Source organism: Streptomyces sp. NPDC052701 (assembly GCF_040678355.1).
Lineage (GTDB): Bacteria > Actinomycetota > Actinomycetes > Streptomycetales > Streptomycetaceae > Streptomyces.
Map to the genome: position 1 here is coordinate 60,797 of NZ_JBFATO010000011.1, position 16,747 is coordinate 77,543.

The following is a 16,747-nucleotide window of genomic DNA, read 5'->3' on the forward strand; positions in this document are numbered from 1 at the left end:
ACGGAAAGGCATGGATGACAGACGTGAAGACCGAAGCCGGGAGGATCGGCGAGGTGATCAAGCACGCCCGCCGGAGCACCGGGCGCTCGCAGGCGGACGTCGCCGCCGCGCTGGGCTACCACCAGTCGAAGCTCAGCCGCCTGGAGAGCGGACGAGGCACGGAAGACACCCGGGTCTTACGTGCCGTCGCCGCTGAACTCGGCATTCCTCTCCACATCCTCGGCCTGAGAGACCCGGGCCCGTCAGCAGCACCGACCGACGATCATGAGACGGAAGACATGCGCCGCCGCACCTTCCTCGCCGCGAGCATTGCCTCCCTCACGGCCCCCACCACCCCTGCCACGGCAGCTCACGACAACCTTGTCCGCGCCCTCCTCCCCAGTCCGCGGACAGTCTCCGGTCAGACAGGCGCCTCAGACACTGGTTCCGCAGACACCGGCTCCCTGGAAACCCGCCTTGCTGCCGCCCGGCGCCTGTTCTGCACCTGCGACTACGCGGAGCTGGAGGCCATCCTGCCCGGCCTTCTCGCCGACTTGCGGGAAGCCGCGGGCGACCACCGCAACGAGGCCGAGATGGCCGGACTCCTGGCCACCGCGTACCAGACCTCGACCAGCCTGCTGCTCAAACAGGGGGACCACGGCAACGCCTGGCTCGCGGTGGGCCGCGCCCTGGCCGAGGCCGAGCGCTCCGGCGACCCCGTCGTCCTCGCCTCCAGCGTCCGCGTGCATGCCCACGTCCTGGCCCGCGAGAAGCACACCACCCAGGCCGTCACCCTCGTCCGCCACACGGCGGGACAACTCGCCGGTTCCTACGACCGACGCTCCCCTCGCTACCTCGCCGCCGTGGGCCTGCTTCTCCTGCGGGGCGTCACGGCCGCCAGCACCGCCGGAGACCGTGCCGCCACCCGCGAATTCCTCGACGAGGCCCAAGACGTCGCCCGCTACGTCGTACTCGACCGGCCCGACGCCTGGGCGAACTTCAGCCCCACCAACGTCGCCCTCCACGCGGTGAGCGCGGCGGTTGCGTTCGGCGACGCCGGTATCGCCCTGAACACCGCCGCCCCCCTCATGCGCCGCCACATTCCTGTCCCCGAACGCCGAGCGGCCCTGTGGATCGAGGCCGCCCGCGCCTACAACCAGCAGGGCCGTCTGGCCGAGGGCTGCCAGGCACTGCGGATCGCCGAGACCTGCGCCGCCCAGGATGTACGCCGGCCCGCCGTACGAGACCTGGTCGCCGACATGGCCGCCCGCGATCGGCGCCGTACCCTGCCCGAACTCCACCGCCTCAGCCGCCGACTGGGAGTCCCCGCGTGAGCGCAGAGCAGCCGTTCCTGTACGTCGTCGTCTGCGCCGCTGGCATCGCGGGCGACGCCCACAAGCTGATCAGCGCCGCGCAAAAGCGAGGGTGGGGCGTCGGCGTCATAGCCACGCCCCAAGGGCTCGGCTTCCTCGACGCCGAGGCGATCGAGGCCCAGACCGGCTACCCGATCCGCTCCGCCTGGCGCAGCCCCGGTGACCCGCGCCCCCTCCCGCCCGCCGACGCGATCGCCGTCGCGCCGGCCACGTTCAACACGGTTAACAAGTGGGCGGCCGGCATCGCCGACACCCTCGCCCTGGGCATCCTGTGCGAGGCGTACGGGCTGGGTATACCGACCGCTGTCCTGCCGTACGTGAACGCTGCCATGGCCGCACACCCGGCGTACGGCCGGAGCCTGGTGCAGCTACGGGAGATGGGGGTGCTGGTCGGGACGTACGAGCCGCACCGTCCGAAGGCAGGCGGGGGAGCGGAACGCTTCCAGTGGGAGGAGGCGCTGGAGCTGCTGGCTCCCGCGCTGGTGGGAAGAACGGTCGGCTGAGGACTGGTGGCCGTGCCGACCGCCTGACCTCGGGAGCATGTCGTCAGGTTCAACGTCCGCGGCGCTGCTGCGTGGTCGGATGGGCGATCCGGGTTGCGGCCTGCAAGGGCCCCGGGGCGTTCGTGGTGTGCTGGGACAGGTCGGCAAGGCGGTGGAGGCGCCAGGCGAGGGTTTGGCTGAGGCTGGTGGCGGTGTCGAGTTCTCGCTGGGCGGTGGCTTCGGCGAGGAGGGTGCCGGGGTCGTATCCCGCTGACCGGGCCTTGGCGATGGTGGCTGCCAGGGCGGGCCACCCGGGCTCCGCGAGGATTTCGTCCGCCAGTTCCGGGAGCGCTTGGCGGAGGATGGTTGCCTGGCGGCGGCGAAGCGACTTGGCCAGCCGGGTTCCACGCTGCTGGAGCACGGCCAGTGGCTCCGCAGCTGCGGCCTGGTAGGCGCGGCGCAGGTGCTCGGCCGCCTGGCGGGCTGCTTCGGCCTGCTGGTGGTGAGCGCGGGTGCGGTGCCAGTGCTGGGTGGCGACGATCGCCAAGAGCACGGCGTCAAGAAGGATCGCGAGGAGGGCTCCGTCCTTGGGCGGGGGGACTCGCAGGACCGCCTTCACTGCCCGCCGGGTGGCCTGGGCCTGCTGGTGGCGGGCCCGGACGCGGGAACGGCTGGTCCGTTCGAAGGCGGCAGCCGCCCGCAGGAGCTCAGGCCGTAGGCCGGTCGGCGCGATCAGGGGCAGGGCGTCGAGGGTTTCGACGAGGACGGCGATGTGCGCCTGTCCGGCCCCGTCGTTGCTGTCGGCGAGGTGGTCGGGCATCCGGTCGACAGCCTGGGTGAGTCGTCGCCAGGCGTCGAACTCGGTCGGGGCCGCCGGGCCGGGGTCGCTGGCGGTGAGGCGGTCAGCGATCTTGGGGTAGGAGAGGTCGGGGGCGAGGGTGGAACCGGAGAACCAGACGGGCTCGCCGTCCTTGTTGGTGTCGCCTTCGAGAGCGACTTTGTACCCGCGGATGTCACCGGCGGGGAAGTGCTGGATGTCCACCAGCACACCGGTGCCGGTGAGGATTTCGAAGAACTGGTCCATGCCGGTGGCTGCGGTCAGGGCGGTGCGGACGGAGGTCCGCAGGCGCTCGCGAGCCGTGATGGAACGTCCGGTGCGGCGGGCCTTCTCCTGCTCGGCGCGGGTGGGCCGCTTGGCGGCGGTCCGATCACCGCGCGGGATCTGGCGCAGTCCGTACTCCTTCTCGACGGCGACGAGTTCCTTGTCCGCATGCAGGAAGTCGTTCCAGTTCCGGGGTGGGCGGAGGTCACCCCGGACCTTGGTGGCGACGATGTGGACGTGATCGTCGGCGTGGCGGACGGCGACCCAGCGGCAGGCGTCGGGGTCGCCGGCGGGGGCGATGCCGGTGGCGTTGAGGACGCGCCGGGCGATGGTGGCCCACTGATCATCCGACAGGATCGGGTCTTCGGGGGCAGCGCGGATCGAGCAGTGCCAGACGTGGTTTCTCGGCGCCTTGTGGCCGGCCTGCTTGACGCGTAGGTCGAGGACGGTTGCGAGCTGGGCGAGGGTGGCCTCGGGGTCGCGGCCGGGGTCGGGCGCGAAGCCGTCCCATGAGGCGACGAGGTGGGGGTCGGTGTGCTCGTTGGCGCGGCCGGGCCCGTACAGGTAGTTGAGGACGCCCCTGGTTTTGTGGCCGGGCTTGACGATGTTCGCGATCAATCAGACCGCCCGGCGCTGTGTGGCGGCCACATCGGCGGTGGCGTCGGCGGCGGCGTCGATCGCGTTGGCCGCCTGCCTGACCGTGGCCAAGACGCGTCCGGCCTCGGCGAGCACGGCGGCGTCCATGGAGTGGGGATCGCCACCGGAGTTGAGGCGGTGGGCGATCTGGTTCACGTTCGTGCCGATCTTGGAGACCTGCGTGCGGAGGGCGGCCAGTTCGTCGATCAGGTCGTCGGTCGCTGTGCGTCGGTCGGGCAAGATGAGGTCGCCACTGAGGTGGGCCATGACGACGGCGCCGACGAGGTGTGCACCGGCCAGGCCGAGCCGTCGGGCCTCGGCGAGGATCCCGGCTTTTTCGTCGAGGCTGTAGCGGACGTCGACACGCTCCTTGCGCTGCACGTCCTGGTGAGCGCGGCGGCGGGCGACACGGTGCAGCGCGGCCTCGTCAGCGGCACGCACGACCCCTGTCCCCGGTGCGCCCTCGCGCCGGGGCCCTGCCTCCGCCCCGGGGGTGGCGGAGGCTTCCGCGTTGGACCGGCCTTTGGACGGTCCAACGCCATACCTTGCTCCGCCGGGGGCCCCAGGGAGGTGGTCTTCGAGCAGGTGTCGTCGGCGGTTTCGTGCTGTGCCTGGTCCATGGATTCTCTCTGGTCGGGTGGTTTGGTCCGTGCCTCGCGCTGCGGTTGACGGGGCTGACACGGATGGAAGGGCTGGGTGCGGGACGGTCGGGGTAGTCCTGTGCCTCGGGCCGGTCCCAGGGCGAGGACCGGTCCCCGGCTCCCGTGGCTCATCATGTTCGGGGACCGCGTGCTGTCGATCGCGGTTCGCTCGACCGGAAAATCGAGGGGACACCTGGTCCCGGTCCCCGTATCCGATAAGTCCGTTGGGGACCGGTCCCGGAATCGAACGGGACTGGTCACTCTCGGGATGGGGACTGGTCCCCGGTTTCCGGTGGCATCGGTCCCCAGACTGGGCGCCCGGTCCCCGCGGCGTTGCTGCGTCGGTCCCGGTTAGTCCCCATGCCGTTGGGGACCGGTCCCCGGTCCCCCGGCCTCGGTCCCCCCGGTCCCCCGGCCTCGGTCCCCCCGGTCCCCCGGCCTCGGTCCCCCCGGTCCCCCGGCCTCGGTCCCCCCGGTCCCCGGGCCCCGGTCCCCTGGTTCGGTCCCCGATGGTGACGAGGCCGGTCCCCATTTCCGGAAGGCTGCGCCCTCCGGATTTGGGAGTGCGAGGACTGACCTCATGTAGGTCAGGCGGGGTGGTGGCGGCGTCGATCAGGGCCGGTGAGGATGACGCGGTCGGTCATTTCGGCGAGGCGAGAGGCGACGCGGTCACCAAGGGTGGTGCGGAGTTCGGCGGTGGGAAGGTTGGTGGTGATGAGGGTGGGGAGCATGTGCTCGTACCGGTGGTTGATGAGCCGGTAGGTCAGCTCCTCGGTCCATTCGCTGGTCTTGGCCGCGCCGAGGTCGTCCAGGAACAGGAGCGGGCTCCGGGCCAGGGTCCGCAGGTCGCGTTCGGTGTCGTGGCCGGCCCGGGGGCGCAGGCGGGCGTAGAGGTCGGCGGTGGTGGTGGCTTCCCAGCGCAGGCGGACGCCACGGGCGAGGAGGGTGCGGATGGCGCCGTACGCAAGGTGGGTCTTGCCGGTGCCCGTGGGGCCGGCGATCAGCAGCGACGGGCCTTCGGCGATGCCCGGCCCGCCGGGGCCAGGGCGTCCGGAGCGGGCGATCTGCTCGGCCCAAGCGGTCGTCTCGGGGCGGTCGGCCAGGGCACGGCGGTAGCGGGCGGGGATGCGAGCGTCGGCCAGTTCCAGGGCGGTGACCCGCTCGGCCGGCGGTTCATCCGCGGTTGCGGTGGTGGGGTCGATGCCGCGGCCGGCAAGGATGCCGTTGAGCCGGTCGGCGAGCGGGCCGACGCAGCGGGGCTCGCGGTTGAGAGTGGCGGTCAGAGGTCACCTCCATAGGCGGCTTCGGCATCGGCAGGATTCGTCCACGCCCTGTGGGCAACCGGTGCCGTGGGGGAGCCGTTCATGGCTTCGTGCACGAGGCTCGGCAGAGTGCTGGGGTGTAGGCCCTTGGCGCGGTGCAGGTGGAGTCCGGCCCGGACGTGACCAGGCGCGATGCCTTCCTCGAGCAACTTGCGTGCCTCCCGTCCGAGATGGCCCAGGACATCCTTGGGTGGACGGTGTGTGCAAGCGGCGGCGTACTCGGCGATGAGCTCGTTGGCTGAGACAGGGCGGGGGGTGCGGGCGCTTGCGCCCCCCGAAGGGGTATCTCCTAGATCCATGATCCTAGGTCCTAGATCCGGAACGTGAGGTGTCACCGCTCCCTCGCCGAACCCTCCCCGCTGCCTCACGGAGGGCTCACTGAAATGGCTCTGACCTGCTATTTCGTCATCGGCGACCGAGTTCATCGCAGTCTCGCGTTTTCGCCTGGGGGTGTCACGGAGGGCTCCGTGACGCCCTGGTGCGGGCTCCGTGACGCCCACTCCAACAGGCGGCTCGACGCGGGGCACGGTGCGAGCCTGCGTGTCGTGATGCGGACAATCAGGAAGACGGCTCGCGCTGGGGCGGTTGATCTTCTGATGCTGTCGCCAGGTGACGATGTGCAGGTAGCGCTTGTCGTCCGGACCCTTGTAGCGGCATATCAGCCCGGCGTCGGCGAGCTGGGCGAGGTCCTTCTCGACAGCGGCGGGCGTGTGTTCCGGGCGCAGGACCCACAGTTGCCCGGCGATGATCGCGGCGTGGTCGCGGTGGCGCCCTTGGTCATCGGCCTGGGTGAGCAGTCCGAAGAAGGTCCGCTCGGCCGTCAGGGAGACAGAGGCCAGGGACTCGGAGACGAAGGCTTCCGGCTTGATGGTGCGGATTCGTGCCAAGAGGGGCGGTCCTCACTCGGTGGCCGGTGGGCTGGATGCCCACGGTTCACCGTCGGTCGGGGGCGGGGACGGGTGTGAAGGGTGGGGATGTCCGGCCGTTGGCGCGGGGCGTTGATGGCCGCTTGCGCTTTCCGGGCGTCGTCAACATAGCCACACCCGCGGCGCGCAAGTCCAGCCCTTACCGGCGCAATCTCTCACGGCAGAAACTCCGCCGGAAATCGAGACGGAGAGGGCGGTGCGAAAACGGTAGGGCACGATCGCCGGTCGACCAAATAGTTGCCCTGCATCCCGAGCCAGAAGCATCACATCGGCAAGCCGTTGACGTCTTGCGAGCGGCGAAGCTACAACACAACACCCCACGTCAGGGAGGGTCTCTACTGTGGGGGCTCATTCGGGGATCCTGCCTTACGTAGCACCCCGACCGCCTCGCTCACCGATTGAGCGCGGGGCAACATAGCCGACGATCGCCGGTTAACCAAACCGGCGAATGCGCGCTACAAGTGGAGCCATGACAACACGATCTCTGGAAGTGAGGCCCGCAGGAATGCTGACGGCTCACACCACCGAAATCATTCGCACGGAGCGCGGCCTTGAGCCATGCCCACTCGCCGCGTGATGTACCGCTTTGAGCCGGCCTCTGTCCAGCACGATGCTGTCCCGCATCGAATCCGCCAAGCGGCGATGAATGTCGACGGCCGCGTCGCCCTCGCCGAAGCCCTGCAGGTATCACCCCTTGCCCTCCTTCAGGGCCCGCGCGCCACCTGAGCCGCCCACGCATCCCTCCCGCCCTCGCGACCAGGAGTTGCCCCTTGCACCGACCCACGCCCGCGTCCGCCCCCCACAGGCCGTCCGACACCCCCGCACCCCGCCTCTACCGCCCCGAGGAGATCGCCGACACCCTCGGCTGCTCGGCCTGGTGGGTCAAGGACCGAGCGCGACGGCGTTTGATCCCGCACACCCGGGTCGGCCGCGCCTACCGCTTCACCGCCGAGCACCTTGCCGAGATGATCCGCCTCCACGAGGAGCGGCCGGCACAGCCTGCGCAGACAGCCTTGCGGGCGACCGATCCGCTCTCCGAGCCCGGTACGCAGACCGGCTCCCCGCGACGTCGCCGCCCTGCCGTGGCACCGGCGACTCGCCTGCGGGCCCGCCCGCCGCGTCGACAGCAGCAGTACAGCGCTGTTGCTTGACTCGATCGCATCTGCCGTAGCCGAGGACGAGGAACAGGGGACAGCAGGACTTGGGTTTCGCGGAGAAGCGCGGAAGCTACTGGCGCGGCCGGTACAAGGTCGCGCCCGGCAAGCACAACACGGTCGTCGACGAGAACGGCAAGGCGATCAGGTTCGCCACCAAGGGCGAGGCCCAACGGGCAGCGGCCGAGGCCGAGAACAGGTACCGCCGCGGCGACTGGCGCGACCCGGCACTCGGCCAGGAGACCTTCGGGGAGTACGCGAACCGCTGGTACGAGGCCCAAGACCTGGCGGCTTCGACCATGCAGAACTACAAGCGCCACATTGAGGAGCACCTGCTCCCCGACTTCGAGGACAAGGCGCTCGCCGGCATCCTGCGCACGGACGTCGACCTGTGGGAGAAGAAGGAGAAGGCCCTCTACGCCGCCTCTAGCGTCAAGACCTGGCGCTCAACGCTCCACCTGATCTTCGAGGACGCGATCGACGAGGGCCTCATCACGTCCAACCCGGCCGCTCGCAGGCGCGGACGGGGTAAGCGCGCCGGTCGCTCCCGAGACCGTGGTCCGGAGAAGGTGGTCACCGACGCGCTCGGCATCCTGCTGACCGCCGAGCGCGCCGCCCTGCTCTCCGGCCGCGACGACGAGTTCGTCGCGGTGGTCCTCAAGGCGTACACCGGGATGCGCTGGGGCGAGATCGTCGGCCTGGAGACCGCGTTCGTCCGCCCTGGAGCCGTCCGGGTCGAGTGGCAGCTGTACGAGCTCGACACGGGGGAGCTGGTGCGCTGCCCGCCGAAGGACGACAGCTACCGCACCATCGACTCGATGGACTGGCTGTCCGCGTTGGTCGCCAACCACGTCGCCCGCACGAAGCCCAAGCCGTGCCCCTGCCACGGCAAGACCTATGTCTTCCGAGAGCAGGGTGCAGCCCGTACTGGGGGCCACCAGGGCGCGAAGCTCGTCGACGTCGCCCGTCGTGCCGGCGTCTCGACGGGCACGGTGTCCAACGTCCTCAACCACCCCGAACGCGTCGCCGAAGCCACGCGCGCGAAGGTCGAGCAGGCCATCGCGGACCTCGGGTTCGTGCGAGGCGGTGTTGTGCCGGAGCATGCCGCCCACTGGCGCAGGAACGGTTTCGCGACCTGGTTGTTCACGCCTGCGGTCTCCGGCTGGTACCCGAAGAAGGCACCACAGGAGCCACGGCCGGTGCCCCTACTCGGCGAGCCGTGGCCCGGTGTCCCGGCACGGGGCCGGGGTGCCAGCGACCGGGCCGACGCCTGCTGGCTCCCGATAGCCAAGGGACTCACGCCCCACGGCCTTCGCCACACCCACCGGACGATTATGGAGGACCTCGGCACCGAGAAGGTGCTCATGGACGAACGGATGGGGCACATCGACGGCTCGGTCTCGGCGCGGTACGCCCACGTCACACCGGGTATGCGCCAGCGCCTTATGGCTGGTCTGACAGATCGCTGGGAGGCCGCGCTCGACGCCCGTTTGGCCATGTCTCCCACCTCGCCGGTTCGCGTGCTCGACGGCATTCTGCGCGTCCGTAGGGAAACGGCCCGGCTGGGACAGACGGGCGCGTGATGATGCTGGCACCGAACGAAGGGACACGGTGACGAGCCTTGGGCGCTCTCTTGGTGGTTCTGCCAAATGCCAGGGAGGGCGTCGGCAGACCTGGCTCAATAGGCACATGGAGATTGCTGAGCGCTGGGTGCACCGCGCGAGGCCGAAGAACTGGGAGTGCGGTAGGCCGAGGAGATTTCTTTGCAACGCTTGGTGTGGGGCGTGGCTGGGAGAGACCGTGACCCCGCATCGCACCTGTGTGGAAGCGGTTTGGCGAACTCAAATGGGCAGCGCGTGTACGTCACCTCGGGAGTCTGTGACGTACACGACGCCATCGCCGAGCGCTGGCGAGCCTTTGCGGTCCGGACTCACAAGGAGGTCATGCGATCGGATCCTTCGGCCTGCCGGGAGCTTCCATCTGGTCACCTTCGCGGCACGGTCGGCCGTAAAGAGAGTGTCGCCCGCAACGAATGGCCTGATGAGAAGACGGCCGTCGGTCTTCTTCTCCTTATCCCATCGGTGGGCCCCTGTCTTTGTATCGAGGGCCACGAGCCGGTTGTCCGTGTCACCAAAGAGCAGTAGCCCGTCCGCCACGACCGGAGCTGAGGTGAGGCGGGATTTTGTATTGAAAGACCAAATTTGTTGCCCGTTCTCGGGGTTCAACGCCACAATTTGCTGATAATTGGAAGACTCCTTCGACTGCAGGACCACGTATATTCCCTGGTTCGTTACCGCCCAGTCCGCGGAAAGAGGCGCCTCGGCCTTGTAAGACCAAACCTCACGCCCTCCGGAGACGGCCACTATGCGATCTGCGTCGCAGCCTGTGCCGCCTGGGTTCCTGGATTCACTGGCCATGAACAACACGTATCCGGCGGCCGTCCGCGGTGCGGAGGCGACTGTGAGTCCGTTCGGGGGAAGCGACCAGAGGAGCCTGAGTGTTGACCGGTCGAAGGCGTGCAGGCGACCGTCTTGAGTGGGTGCGTACAATACATCCTTCGAAGCGCCCAACAATCCGTCACGGACGGGTACCGGATGTGACGCACGGCGCTTCCCCGTCCGCAGGTCGACCGCCTGCAGATGACCGCCCTTGCCGGGGAAGTAGGCAGTGTCCCCATAAAGGGCGGGGCTGCCGGGATACCACATCTTGATCATAGGCAGCCGCCGCCGAGACTCGGGGTCGATCACATGCAGCCTGTATGCCTCATGCACTACCAGCACGCCGTCGGACAGGAGGGGCTGCCGAGCAGGACCGAAGGCTGCATGGGTCTGCCAGGGCTCGGGCTTGCGCTGTGCTCGGATCCCCGTGGTCCTACGACTCGGGCCGCCCGTGCCGTTTGTTCGCGAGGACCGCTGCCTTCGCTTCTTCCTCACCTTGACCAGCGCGATGTCATACTGCATTTCGCCACCCATACGAGGGGTCTGCGTGGCCCCCTCCTCGTGGAGACGTTCGCAGGCATAACGGTAGAGCTCTTGGAGGGTGACGACACCATCGCCATTGAGATCGGCGGCACCGCTGGACATGCCTTCGATGAGCATTCCGGTGAAGAGGGATGGCGCGGGGGTCTCAGCGTCGAGGTGATGGCCTTCCCAGGCTCTCTGTGACCTAGTGCCAGCGGTGATTACGACGCGGCCGTGGCCAGCCAGCGCCTCCTCGAATCTCGCCGATTCGTCGCTCTTTGCTCCGGAGAGGAAGAGCCCGCTGTAGCAACAGTCGAGAATCACGACGATGCTCCGAGCACGGCATTCATCCATGACGTCGTGGATGAATGCCGCAGAGATTGCCGTGTAGGCGGGCCGCTCAGGATCCGTCTGACGGATGGCGAAGTGAAGCTTGTCGCTACGGCTCACGATCCCGTGACAGGAGAGGTACAGGAGACGCACGTCGTCGCCCCAAGCGGTGAGGAAGAACTCGCCAATCGCCCGCTCCAGTGTTGAGCGGTCGGAGTCGATGAGGGTCTGCACCTCGAAGGCGCCGATCTCAGGGTCACGTAGGAGAGCATCCAGGCGAGTGCAGTCCACCTCGGGTGAACGGAGCGAAGACAATCCCGGATGGTCGTATGTACCTGTCCCGATGAGCAGGGCACCACGGTTTCCCTTGCTGAGCGGCTGGGCGGTCATGTTGTCAGGGCTGCTCGGCGGAGCACTCTCTGGACTGGCTCTCGGCTGAAGGCTCGCCGTGAGCGAGGAACTCGTCGATCAAACGCGCCCGCTCAGCAGCCGAGGCATCACCCAACTCGATCACACGGCCTTCCAGTTCCACCTTGATCCCACGCAGAGGCCGGTTCTTCAGCCAGGTATCGGCGAGCAGAAGAGCTTGACGCAGGACGAAAGTCGCGGCCGTGATAACAACCGACCCGGCGGCGATCAGCTCGCCGCTCTTGGCCCCCTTCGTGATATCGCCTGTGGAGCGCCCCGACCGTACGTCCACCACGTCCAGCTCCTCGAAAGCGCGGCGCAACTGGCCTCCGAGACGCAGCAGCTCGTCACCGTCTGTGTCGCCAAGCCCTAGAAGGTCCAGCCGTACGGTCTTGTGCATAGTCCCACCCCGCAGCTCGTGCTCTGTACCCACGACATTTTACGGAGGGAGCTGGTTGGGCTGAGTCGAATGTTGGGAACCAGGGCGAGAACCTTTGCCTGATAGGCATATGGAGGTCGGCTGGCGTGCGGCCCTGGGCCCGCGCACCCGGCGCTTGACGGTCCACCGTTTGGAGTGGTCTGGGGGCATGCGCCTTCAGACACCTCAACCCGAAGTAGAAGATCATCTCTGGACAAGGACTGGCCGCTTGATCACGCGGGTTCTGTTGTGGGCGGCAGCCTTGCAAGGGGATCTGGTTGCTATGCCGACCGCCCGACTCGCTGTGCTTCCTGGGAGTCGTCTCGCGTACTCGGCTCCCAAACAGCTCCCAAGATTGGCCCAGGAACCACTCAGGGGCCCGACCCGCTAAGCGGATCAGGCCCCTGACCTGGTACTACGGCGTCGGGGTGGCGGGATTTGAACCCACGACCTCTTCGTCCCGAAGCAACTTGGGCGGGGCTTCTACCTTGGGCGGTCATGCCCCTGACCTGCTCTGGCGATCTGCAGACGTCCGCGTTCGTCCGCCGCTGTTCGTCGGCGTTGTCACGCAGTTAGACACTCACCCTGGCGACTTGGGCTGCGGCATTGCTGCACTTGTTAGCTCTGCAAGTGGCTGGCCCATGCAGCCTTGATCTGCTCGCCCTGCTGGGCAGTGATGATGCCAGCTTCCATCGCCACGGCCACGAGATCGGTGCCTGCCGCGAGCTTGAGGGCGGTGAAGGCATCGTTCATGCGGTCGGAGTTTCTGGGTGTTCCAACGTGCCCAGGTTCCAAGTCACCGGGGAGGAAGTTCGCGACCTCTCCGTCGTGGCTCTCAAAGGCGGCCTTGTCCATCCTCACATGGACCCGTTTGGTGCCGATGGTGACGACGGTTCCGTGTGACCCATGGTGGTACAGGGGCCTGTCGCTTGGCGCTTTGACCGTGACCTTGTCTCCGACCTTGAAGCTGCTCAGGGTCCTTCCGCTGCCGAGCATGCGCGTCCCCCCTCTAGGACATGTGGATCAAGAAGCACTTCATACCGTCCCTCTGCCCTACTTGTACACCTCGTTCTGCCGCCGCGTGGACAAGGGACCAGTCCGCCAACTTCCGCCCGCCATGAAGGAGGTGCAGAAGCACCGCTTTAGGAGAGAGGCTGGGGCGTCTCGCGCCTGAGCTGCGGCTTCACCAGACGAGGAAGTGGGTGGGTACTCGGCCATAGAGCACCGGTGTTGACCGTGGCTGACCCCTGCATCTGGCACGGTTGTGGCACGAACCTCAGCCGAGGACAGTCAGCCACGACGGTGGGCGCGCCGACCGACCAGGCGCGCGTATGCCTCGCTGCGCCCCCACCGGCCTTCCCACGCTGCCAGGGTCCGTCGACCAGAGCACGCCACGATGGCCGGCGCGTGATGCTGGTGCCTGATCCCATAGATGAGGAGTTGGGTTCTCCAGGCCTGGGCATAGTGCTACCAGTGTCACAGATCCACATGAGTGACCTGCGGCTGCCGCTCTCTACGACTGTCGTTAATAGTCGTCACCGGTCGCCTTTGAGCGGCCTCGGACGGCCCAGAGACGATCATGCGTCGACTGCCCGCTACTGGTCGAGCTCGACCTTGACATGGTGGTTGTGGACGACGTGCCAGATGTCCTAACCCTGACGAAGGCTTCGAGGGCCGGGCGGCCCATCCACTGCGGCATGGCTGTGAGACGGCCCGGCTTTCGAAGTTGTGCCATGTGCACGGACCCGTCGCCGTTGTGTGCTGCTGTCGGCATAGGACGGTAACCGCGAGCCGAGCCATGGTGCCCCACGCCGGCCATGGGGCAGGATGCGTGACAGTACCGATGAAGAAGAGCATGCGGGGTGGGGGATGACGCAGGGGGAGCCTGAGAGTGTGGCTGATGCCGCCAAGCCGACCGCTCGGGAGGCGCGCGAAGCTTGGGCTGCGGAGGCGTACTCGATTCTGATAGGCGTGGCGCAGACGTACCACGCGGTGATCACTTACAAGGAGTTGGGCGAGCAGATCCAGAGCAGGACGGGCATCCGGACCAAGGCTCTCCTGCAGAACTGGATCACTCCAGTCTTGGGCCGGGTAGTCCGTGAGGCATACCGTCGCGGAGACCCGCCCCTGACAGCGCTGGTAGTCCACACCGGTGACGGCAAAGTCGGCACGGGCTACGAGGAAGTTCTGACGGTTGCTGGGAAGCCACCGGTGGAGGGCGAAATGGAACGCGAGCACCACGCTGCCGAGGCACGCCTTGCTTGCTACCGTCGCTTCTGCCGCAGCCTGCCCCCCGGCGGCGGCGCGCCGGCACTCGCCCCCAGGCTGCAAGCCACCGTCGAGCGTCGTCGCCAGCGCGTCGAGAAGCCCCCACAGGTCTGTAAGCGCTGTTTTGTCCAACTGCCCTCGACGGGCGTTTGTGACTCGTGCGGTTAGTCCCACAGCCGCGCGAGAGCCCTCAGGACGGTGCGACAAATGGCCGCGCCCGTGTTGATCGTCAGACAGTTGTACTGCACCGGCTCCGGAGGCCGCTTGCGGCATCGGCTTCTCTGCTGTTCAGAGGGCTAACTAAGGGCGAGAACGTGTCTCCCGTCCACGCATAGTCCGTACTCCTACTCCTCGATCCAGTCCTCCGATACAGCTCGGATGAAGGTTGCTAGGTCGTCTTCTTGGGGTGGGATGCGTGTTGGATGTCGTGATGCGAAGACGGCGTAATAGCGGTTCACGAGCCCGCGAAGTTCGTCCTCCTGAGGTTCTGTGGTGACCAGGGTCAGGTAGACCTCTCCGGGCTCTCCGCATGCTGTAACTGGACGCCCCTGGCCGTCGTAGCCCTCGTGGAACTCGTTCTTAGAATCGATCAGATCGTTAGCGAGGGCTGGCTCATGGAGGACGAACATGCGTCCGTCCTCATCGAAGAGTAGAACAGGGTCTGCCGGATGCATCAGCTTCTTCCTCCAGGGCAGCGGCGTGTTCTCGCGTTCAGTTTGCGATGTTGAACAAGGGCCGCGGATGCGACTCTGTTTCTGTGTCGGTGCTCGGTGACGGCCAATGCTTTCGCTGGGGCGCGGGTCATTCGTTTCCGAGGACGTCTCGGACGCCTCTGCGGTCAGATTTCTTGTGAAGGTAACCGCTCGTGGTTAGAGCCGTTACGAGTGACAGCGTGTTAGCGAGCGCACCGGTCGTCTCACCGAAAGCCGGCCATACCAAGATCACTATGACGATCACTGTGATTACCCAGAAAGGTACGGCCGGAGTGGGGGTACTGGGATGAACCTGCGTCACGCTCATGTCGATGCCTCCGCGGCGTCTTGTGTTCGTCCGCGTCACGTGCGGCTTGCCGACTCGGTGACGTGGCGAATGCGGGGGATTAGATGCCGCAATCATGGCTTCGCTCTGGAGCCATGGCTAGCGGCCAGAGCGTTACGTGCATACCGGATAAAACGGAATGCTCTTCGGTGAAGCGATTTCCACCGGATGGCTCTGAGCTGCCCGTATGTGCATGCCGCATGGGACAAAAGGGTGCATAGACCGGAGACTGGTTTTCGGTCCCCGGTGAGGTGGGTGCAAAAGTCAACAAAATGCACATTCCAGTCCAGGCGATGTGCGCGAAGTCACACCTTGCGGCCCCTGGCGCCGGGGAGTTGGGCGTGGCGGGTGCGGTGGTAAGCGAGGTACTCGCGGTCGACTTGATGGGTGGCGACCTCGCGGAGTCGTTCTCGGTGGGAACCGCCGGCGCGGCTGGTGATGGTCAAGTCGTCGCCAATGGTCAGCATGCCGAGGTCGAAGAGCACGTGGTGATTGGGACATAGGCACAAAACGTTGGCCGCGATATCGGGGCCGGCGTGGGGGCGACCGAGAGGCTGGATGTGGGCGGCCTCCGCGTAGGCCCCTGTGGGGGTAGCCAATCGAATATCGCAGACCTGGCAGGTGTAGTCATGGGTACGTTTGACGAAGTCCGCTACCGCGGTGCTGCGTACGATGCGCTGGGTGGTAACTGTTGCACGTGTAGGGGCTTGCCGGCCCTCCGGCTCACGGGGAGCTGGCATGGTCGGCTGCGACGCCGCTGCTGTCTGGGGAAGCTGGGTGAGCCGGTAGCGCCACACCAGATAGCCGGAGCGTCCGTGCTCGGCCCAATAGTCCTCGACTCGGAAAAGTCCGTCGTAGCGCAATCCAGTCGTTGGCGAGTACTTCGGCTCACCGCCGGCGCCACGGACTACGCGCACCGGTGTACCGGTTGTCAGACTGGTGACCAAGGCAGCGTTGCCTCGGGTGAGCTCCTGGTCACGGATTTGTCGGCCGGTGTCGGGGTCACGTCCACCTTGGCCGGTGTAGACGATCACATCTCCGTAGTCCTCGTCATCCTCGTAGCCGCCCGAGACTACGATGGATTCCGCACCCTGTTCCGCAGTGCCGCAGATGCCGGACTGGTTAGGTCGATGGACACGCGCGGCTGCCAGTGCTCGCCGGTCTGTAAAGGGCTGGCCCACGTCTACGCCAGGCACGGCTCCGAACCCATCGAAAACTGGGTCGGTCAGTCGGCAGTCCTGCAATAGCAGCGAGGGATCTTCGCCGTCGAAGAAGCGGAGTAGAAGCGCGTCGACCACTCTGTGGCGCGCCGCCGGGTTCGCAGCCATTGTGCTGTAGACCTTGTCACGCAAGCCACCGCGTGGGTTCTGAGCGGTGAGCCATTGCCGAAGCTTCGAACCACGCGCCTGCGGCACCTCGCCGATCACACCATCAAGCTCCCACAGCGGGGATCGGCTGAGGGCTACGAACGGATACTCCGGTGAGGGATCCGAACCCGGGCGACCGTACTTGCTCAGTAGGCGGCGCAACTCCTTGCGCGCATCGGCCCATGGCACCAACCTCGGGTGCCCGGCGGCGGCACGGCCGAGCCCCCACAGCAGCGTGATCGGCTGATGTCGCGCCGGCAGCCCCGTGGAATGATCCACCCGCAATGCCTCTACCGCAGCACAGAGTTCCTCCACGCCATCTTGCTGCAGCACAACGCCTCCT

General features: G+C 67.1%; 14 protein-coding genes. 5 read left to right on the forward strand and 9 right to left on the reverse strand.

Going from position 1 to position 16,747, the window contains the following annotated elements:
• Positions 1–14: 14 nt before the first annotated feature.
• Both AB0L29_RS15180 and AB0L29_RS15185 read left to right on the forward strand, forming a co-directional pair.
• Positions 15–1,313 carry a helix-turn-helix transcriptional regulator gene (locus AB0L29_RS15180; protein WP_365827146.1) on the forward strand — a complete coding sequence of 433 codons (1,299 nt, stop codon included), beginning with the start codon at positions 15–17 and terminating at the stop codon, positions 1,311–1,313.
• Positions 1,310–1,855 carry a flavoprotein gene (locus tag AB0L29_RS15185; RefSeq protein ID WP_365827148.1) on the forward strand — a complete coding sequence of 182 codons (546 nt, stop codon included), beginning with the start codon at positions 1,310–1,312 and terminating at the stop codon, positions 1,853–1,855. The genes AB0L29_RS15180 and AB0L29_RS15185 overlap by 4 nt, the downstream gene beginning before the upstream one ends.
• A gap of 49 nt (positions 1,856–1,904) precedes the next feature.
• Here AB0L29_RS15185 and AB0L29_RS15190 read toward each other — a convergent pair whose 3' ends face one another.
• The 4 genes from AB0L29_RS15190 to AB0L29_RS15205 form a co-directional block, all read right to left on the reverse strand.
• The gene (locus AB0L29_RS15190; protein ID WP_365827150.1) at positions 1,905–3,554 is read right to left on the reverse strand and encodes a relaxase/mobilization nuclease domain-containing protein; all 1,650 of its coding nucleotides are present in this window, start codon (positions 3,552–3,554) and stop codon (positions 1,905–1,907) included.
• Positions 3,555–4,013 (reverse strand): plasmid mobilization relaxosome protein MobC, encoded by a 459-nt coding sequence (gene mobC, locus AB0L29_RS15195; protein ID WP_365827152.1) that lies wholly within the window; start codon positions 4,011–4,013, stop codon positions 3,555–3,557.
• A 787-nt stretch (positions 4,014–4,800) separates the two neighbouring features.
• Positions 4,801–5,496 carry an ATP-binding protein gene (locus AB0L29_RS15200; RefSeq protein ID WP_365827377.1) on the reverse strand — a complete coding sequence of 232 codons (696 nt, stop codon included), beginning with the start codon at positions 5,494–5,496 and terminating at the stop codon, positions 4,801–4,803.
• A complete protein-coding gene (locus tag AB0L29_RS15205) occupies positions 5,493–6,422 on the reverse strand; it encodes a hypothetical protein (RefSeq protein ID WP_365827154.1) in 930 nt (309 codons plus the stop codon). Before AB0L29_RS15205 ends, AB0L29_RS15200 begins: the two co-directional genes overlap by 4 nt.
• An 809-nt stretch (positions 6,423–7,231) precedes the next feature.
• On the opposite strand from AB0L29_RS15205, the gene AB0L29_RS15210 reads away from it, so the two are divergent.
• Together AB0L29_RS15210 and AB0L29_RS15215 are read left to right on the forward strand one after the other, a co-directional pair.
• Positions 7,232–7,612: a helix-turn-helix domain-containing protein gene (locus tag AB0L29_RS15210; protein WP_365827156.1), complete on the forward strand. Its 381-nt coding sequence runs from the start codon at positions 7,232–7,234 to the stop codon at positions 7,610–7,612.
• 50 nt (positions 7,613–7,662) lie between these two features.
• On the forward strand, positions 7,663–9,198 hold the full coding sequence (locus tag AB0L29_RS15215; protein WP_365827158.1) for a LacI family DNA-binding transcriptional regulator: 1,536 nt from the start codon (positions 7,663–7,665) through the stop codon (positions 9,196–9,198).
• Between the two features lie 258 nt (positions 9,199–9,456).
• Here AB0L29_RS15215 and AB0L29_RS15220 read toward each other — a convergent pair whose 3' ends face one another.
• From AB0L29_RS15220 to AB0L29_RS15230, 3 genes are all read right to left on the reverse strand, one after another.
• Positions 9,457–11,295 carry a PQQ-binding-like beta-propeller repeat protein gene (locus tag AB0L29_RS15220; protein WP_365827160.1) on the reverse strand — a complete coding sequence of 613 codons (1,839 nt, stop codon included), beginning with the start codon at positions 11,293–11,295 and terminating at the stop codon, positions 9,457–9,459.
• 4 nt (positions 11,296–11,299) lie between these two features.
• Complete coding sequence (locus AB0L29_RS15225; RefSeq protein ID WP_365827161.1) at positions 11,300–11,713, reverse strand: hypothetical protein; 414 nt, start codon at positions 11,711–11,713, stop codon at positions 11,300–11,302.
• Positions 11,714–12,349: 636 nt separating this feature from the next.
• Entirely contained in the window at positions 12,350–12,727 is a 378-nt protein-coding gene (locus AB0L29_RS15230; RefSeq protein ID WP_365827163.1) for a hypothetical protein, read from the reverse strand.
• Positions 12,728–13,624: 897 nt separating this feature from the next.
• Here AB0L29_RS15230 and AB0L29_RS15235 point away from each other — a divergent pair.
• Positions 13,625–14,167 (forward strand): hypothetical protein, encoded by a 543-nt coding sequence (locus tag AB0L29_RS15235; protein WP_365827165.1) that lies wholly within the window; start codon positions 13,625–13,627, stop codon positions 14,165–14,167.
• 176 nt (positions 14,168–14,343) lie between these two features.
• Here AB0L29_RS15235 and AB0L29_RS15240 read toward each other — a convergent pair whose 3' ends face one another.
• Positions 14,344–14,673 (reverse strand): hypothetical protein, encoded by a 330-nt coding sequence (locus AB0L29_RS15240; protein ID WP_365827167.1) that lies wholly within the window; start codon positions 14,671–14,673, stop codon positions 14,344–14,346.
• A gap of 669 nt (positions 14,674–15,342) precedes the next feature.
• Positions 15,343–16,737: a YDG/SRA domain-containing protein gene (locus AB0L29_RS15245; protein WP_365827169.1), complete on the reverse strand. Its 1,395-nt coding sequence runs from the start codon at positions 16,735–16,737 to the stop codon at positions 15,343–15,345.
• Between the last annotated feature and the right edge of the window lie 10 nt (positions 16,738–16,747).

Excerpts from the sequence above, each read along its gene's own strand:
- AB0L29_RS15180 (WP_365827146.1), top strand. The coding sequence starts at position 15 with ATGACAGACGTGAAGACCGAAGCCGGGAGGATCGGCGAGGTGATCAAG.
- AB0L29_RS15220 (WP_365827160.1), bottom strand. The coding sequence starts at position 11,295 with ATGACCGCCCAGCCGCTCAGCAAGGGAAACCGTGGTGCCCTGCTCATC.
- AB0L29_RS15225 (WP_365827161.1), bottom strand. The coding sequence starts at position 11,713 with ATGCACAAGACCGTACGGCTGGACCTTCTAGGGCTTGGCGACACAGAC.
- AB0L29_RS15230 (WP_365827163.1), bottom strand. The coding sequence starts at position 12,727 with ATGCTCGGCAGCGGAAGGACCCTGAGCAGCTTCAAGGTCGGAGACAAG.
- AB0L29_RS15240 (WP_365827167.1), bottom strand. The coding sequence starts at position 14,673 with ATGCATCCGGCAGACCCTGTTCTACTCTTCGATGAGGACGGACGCATG.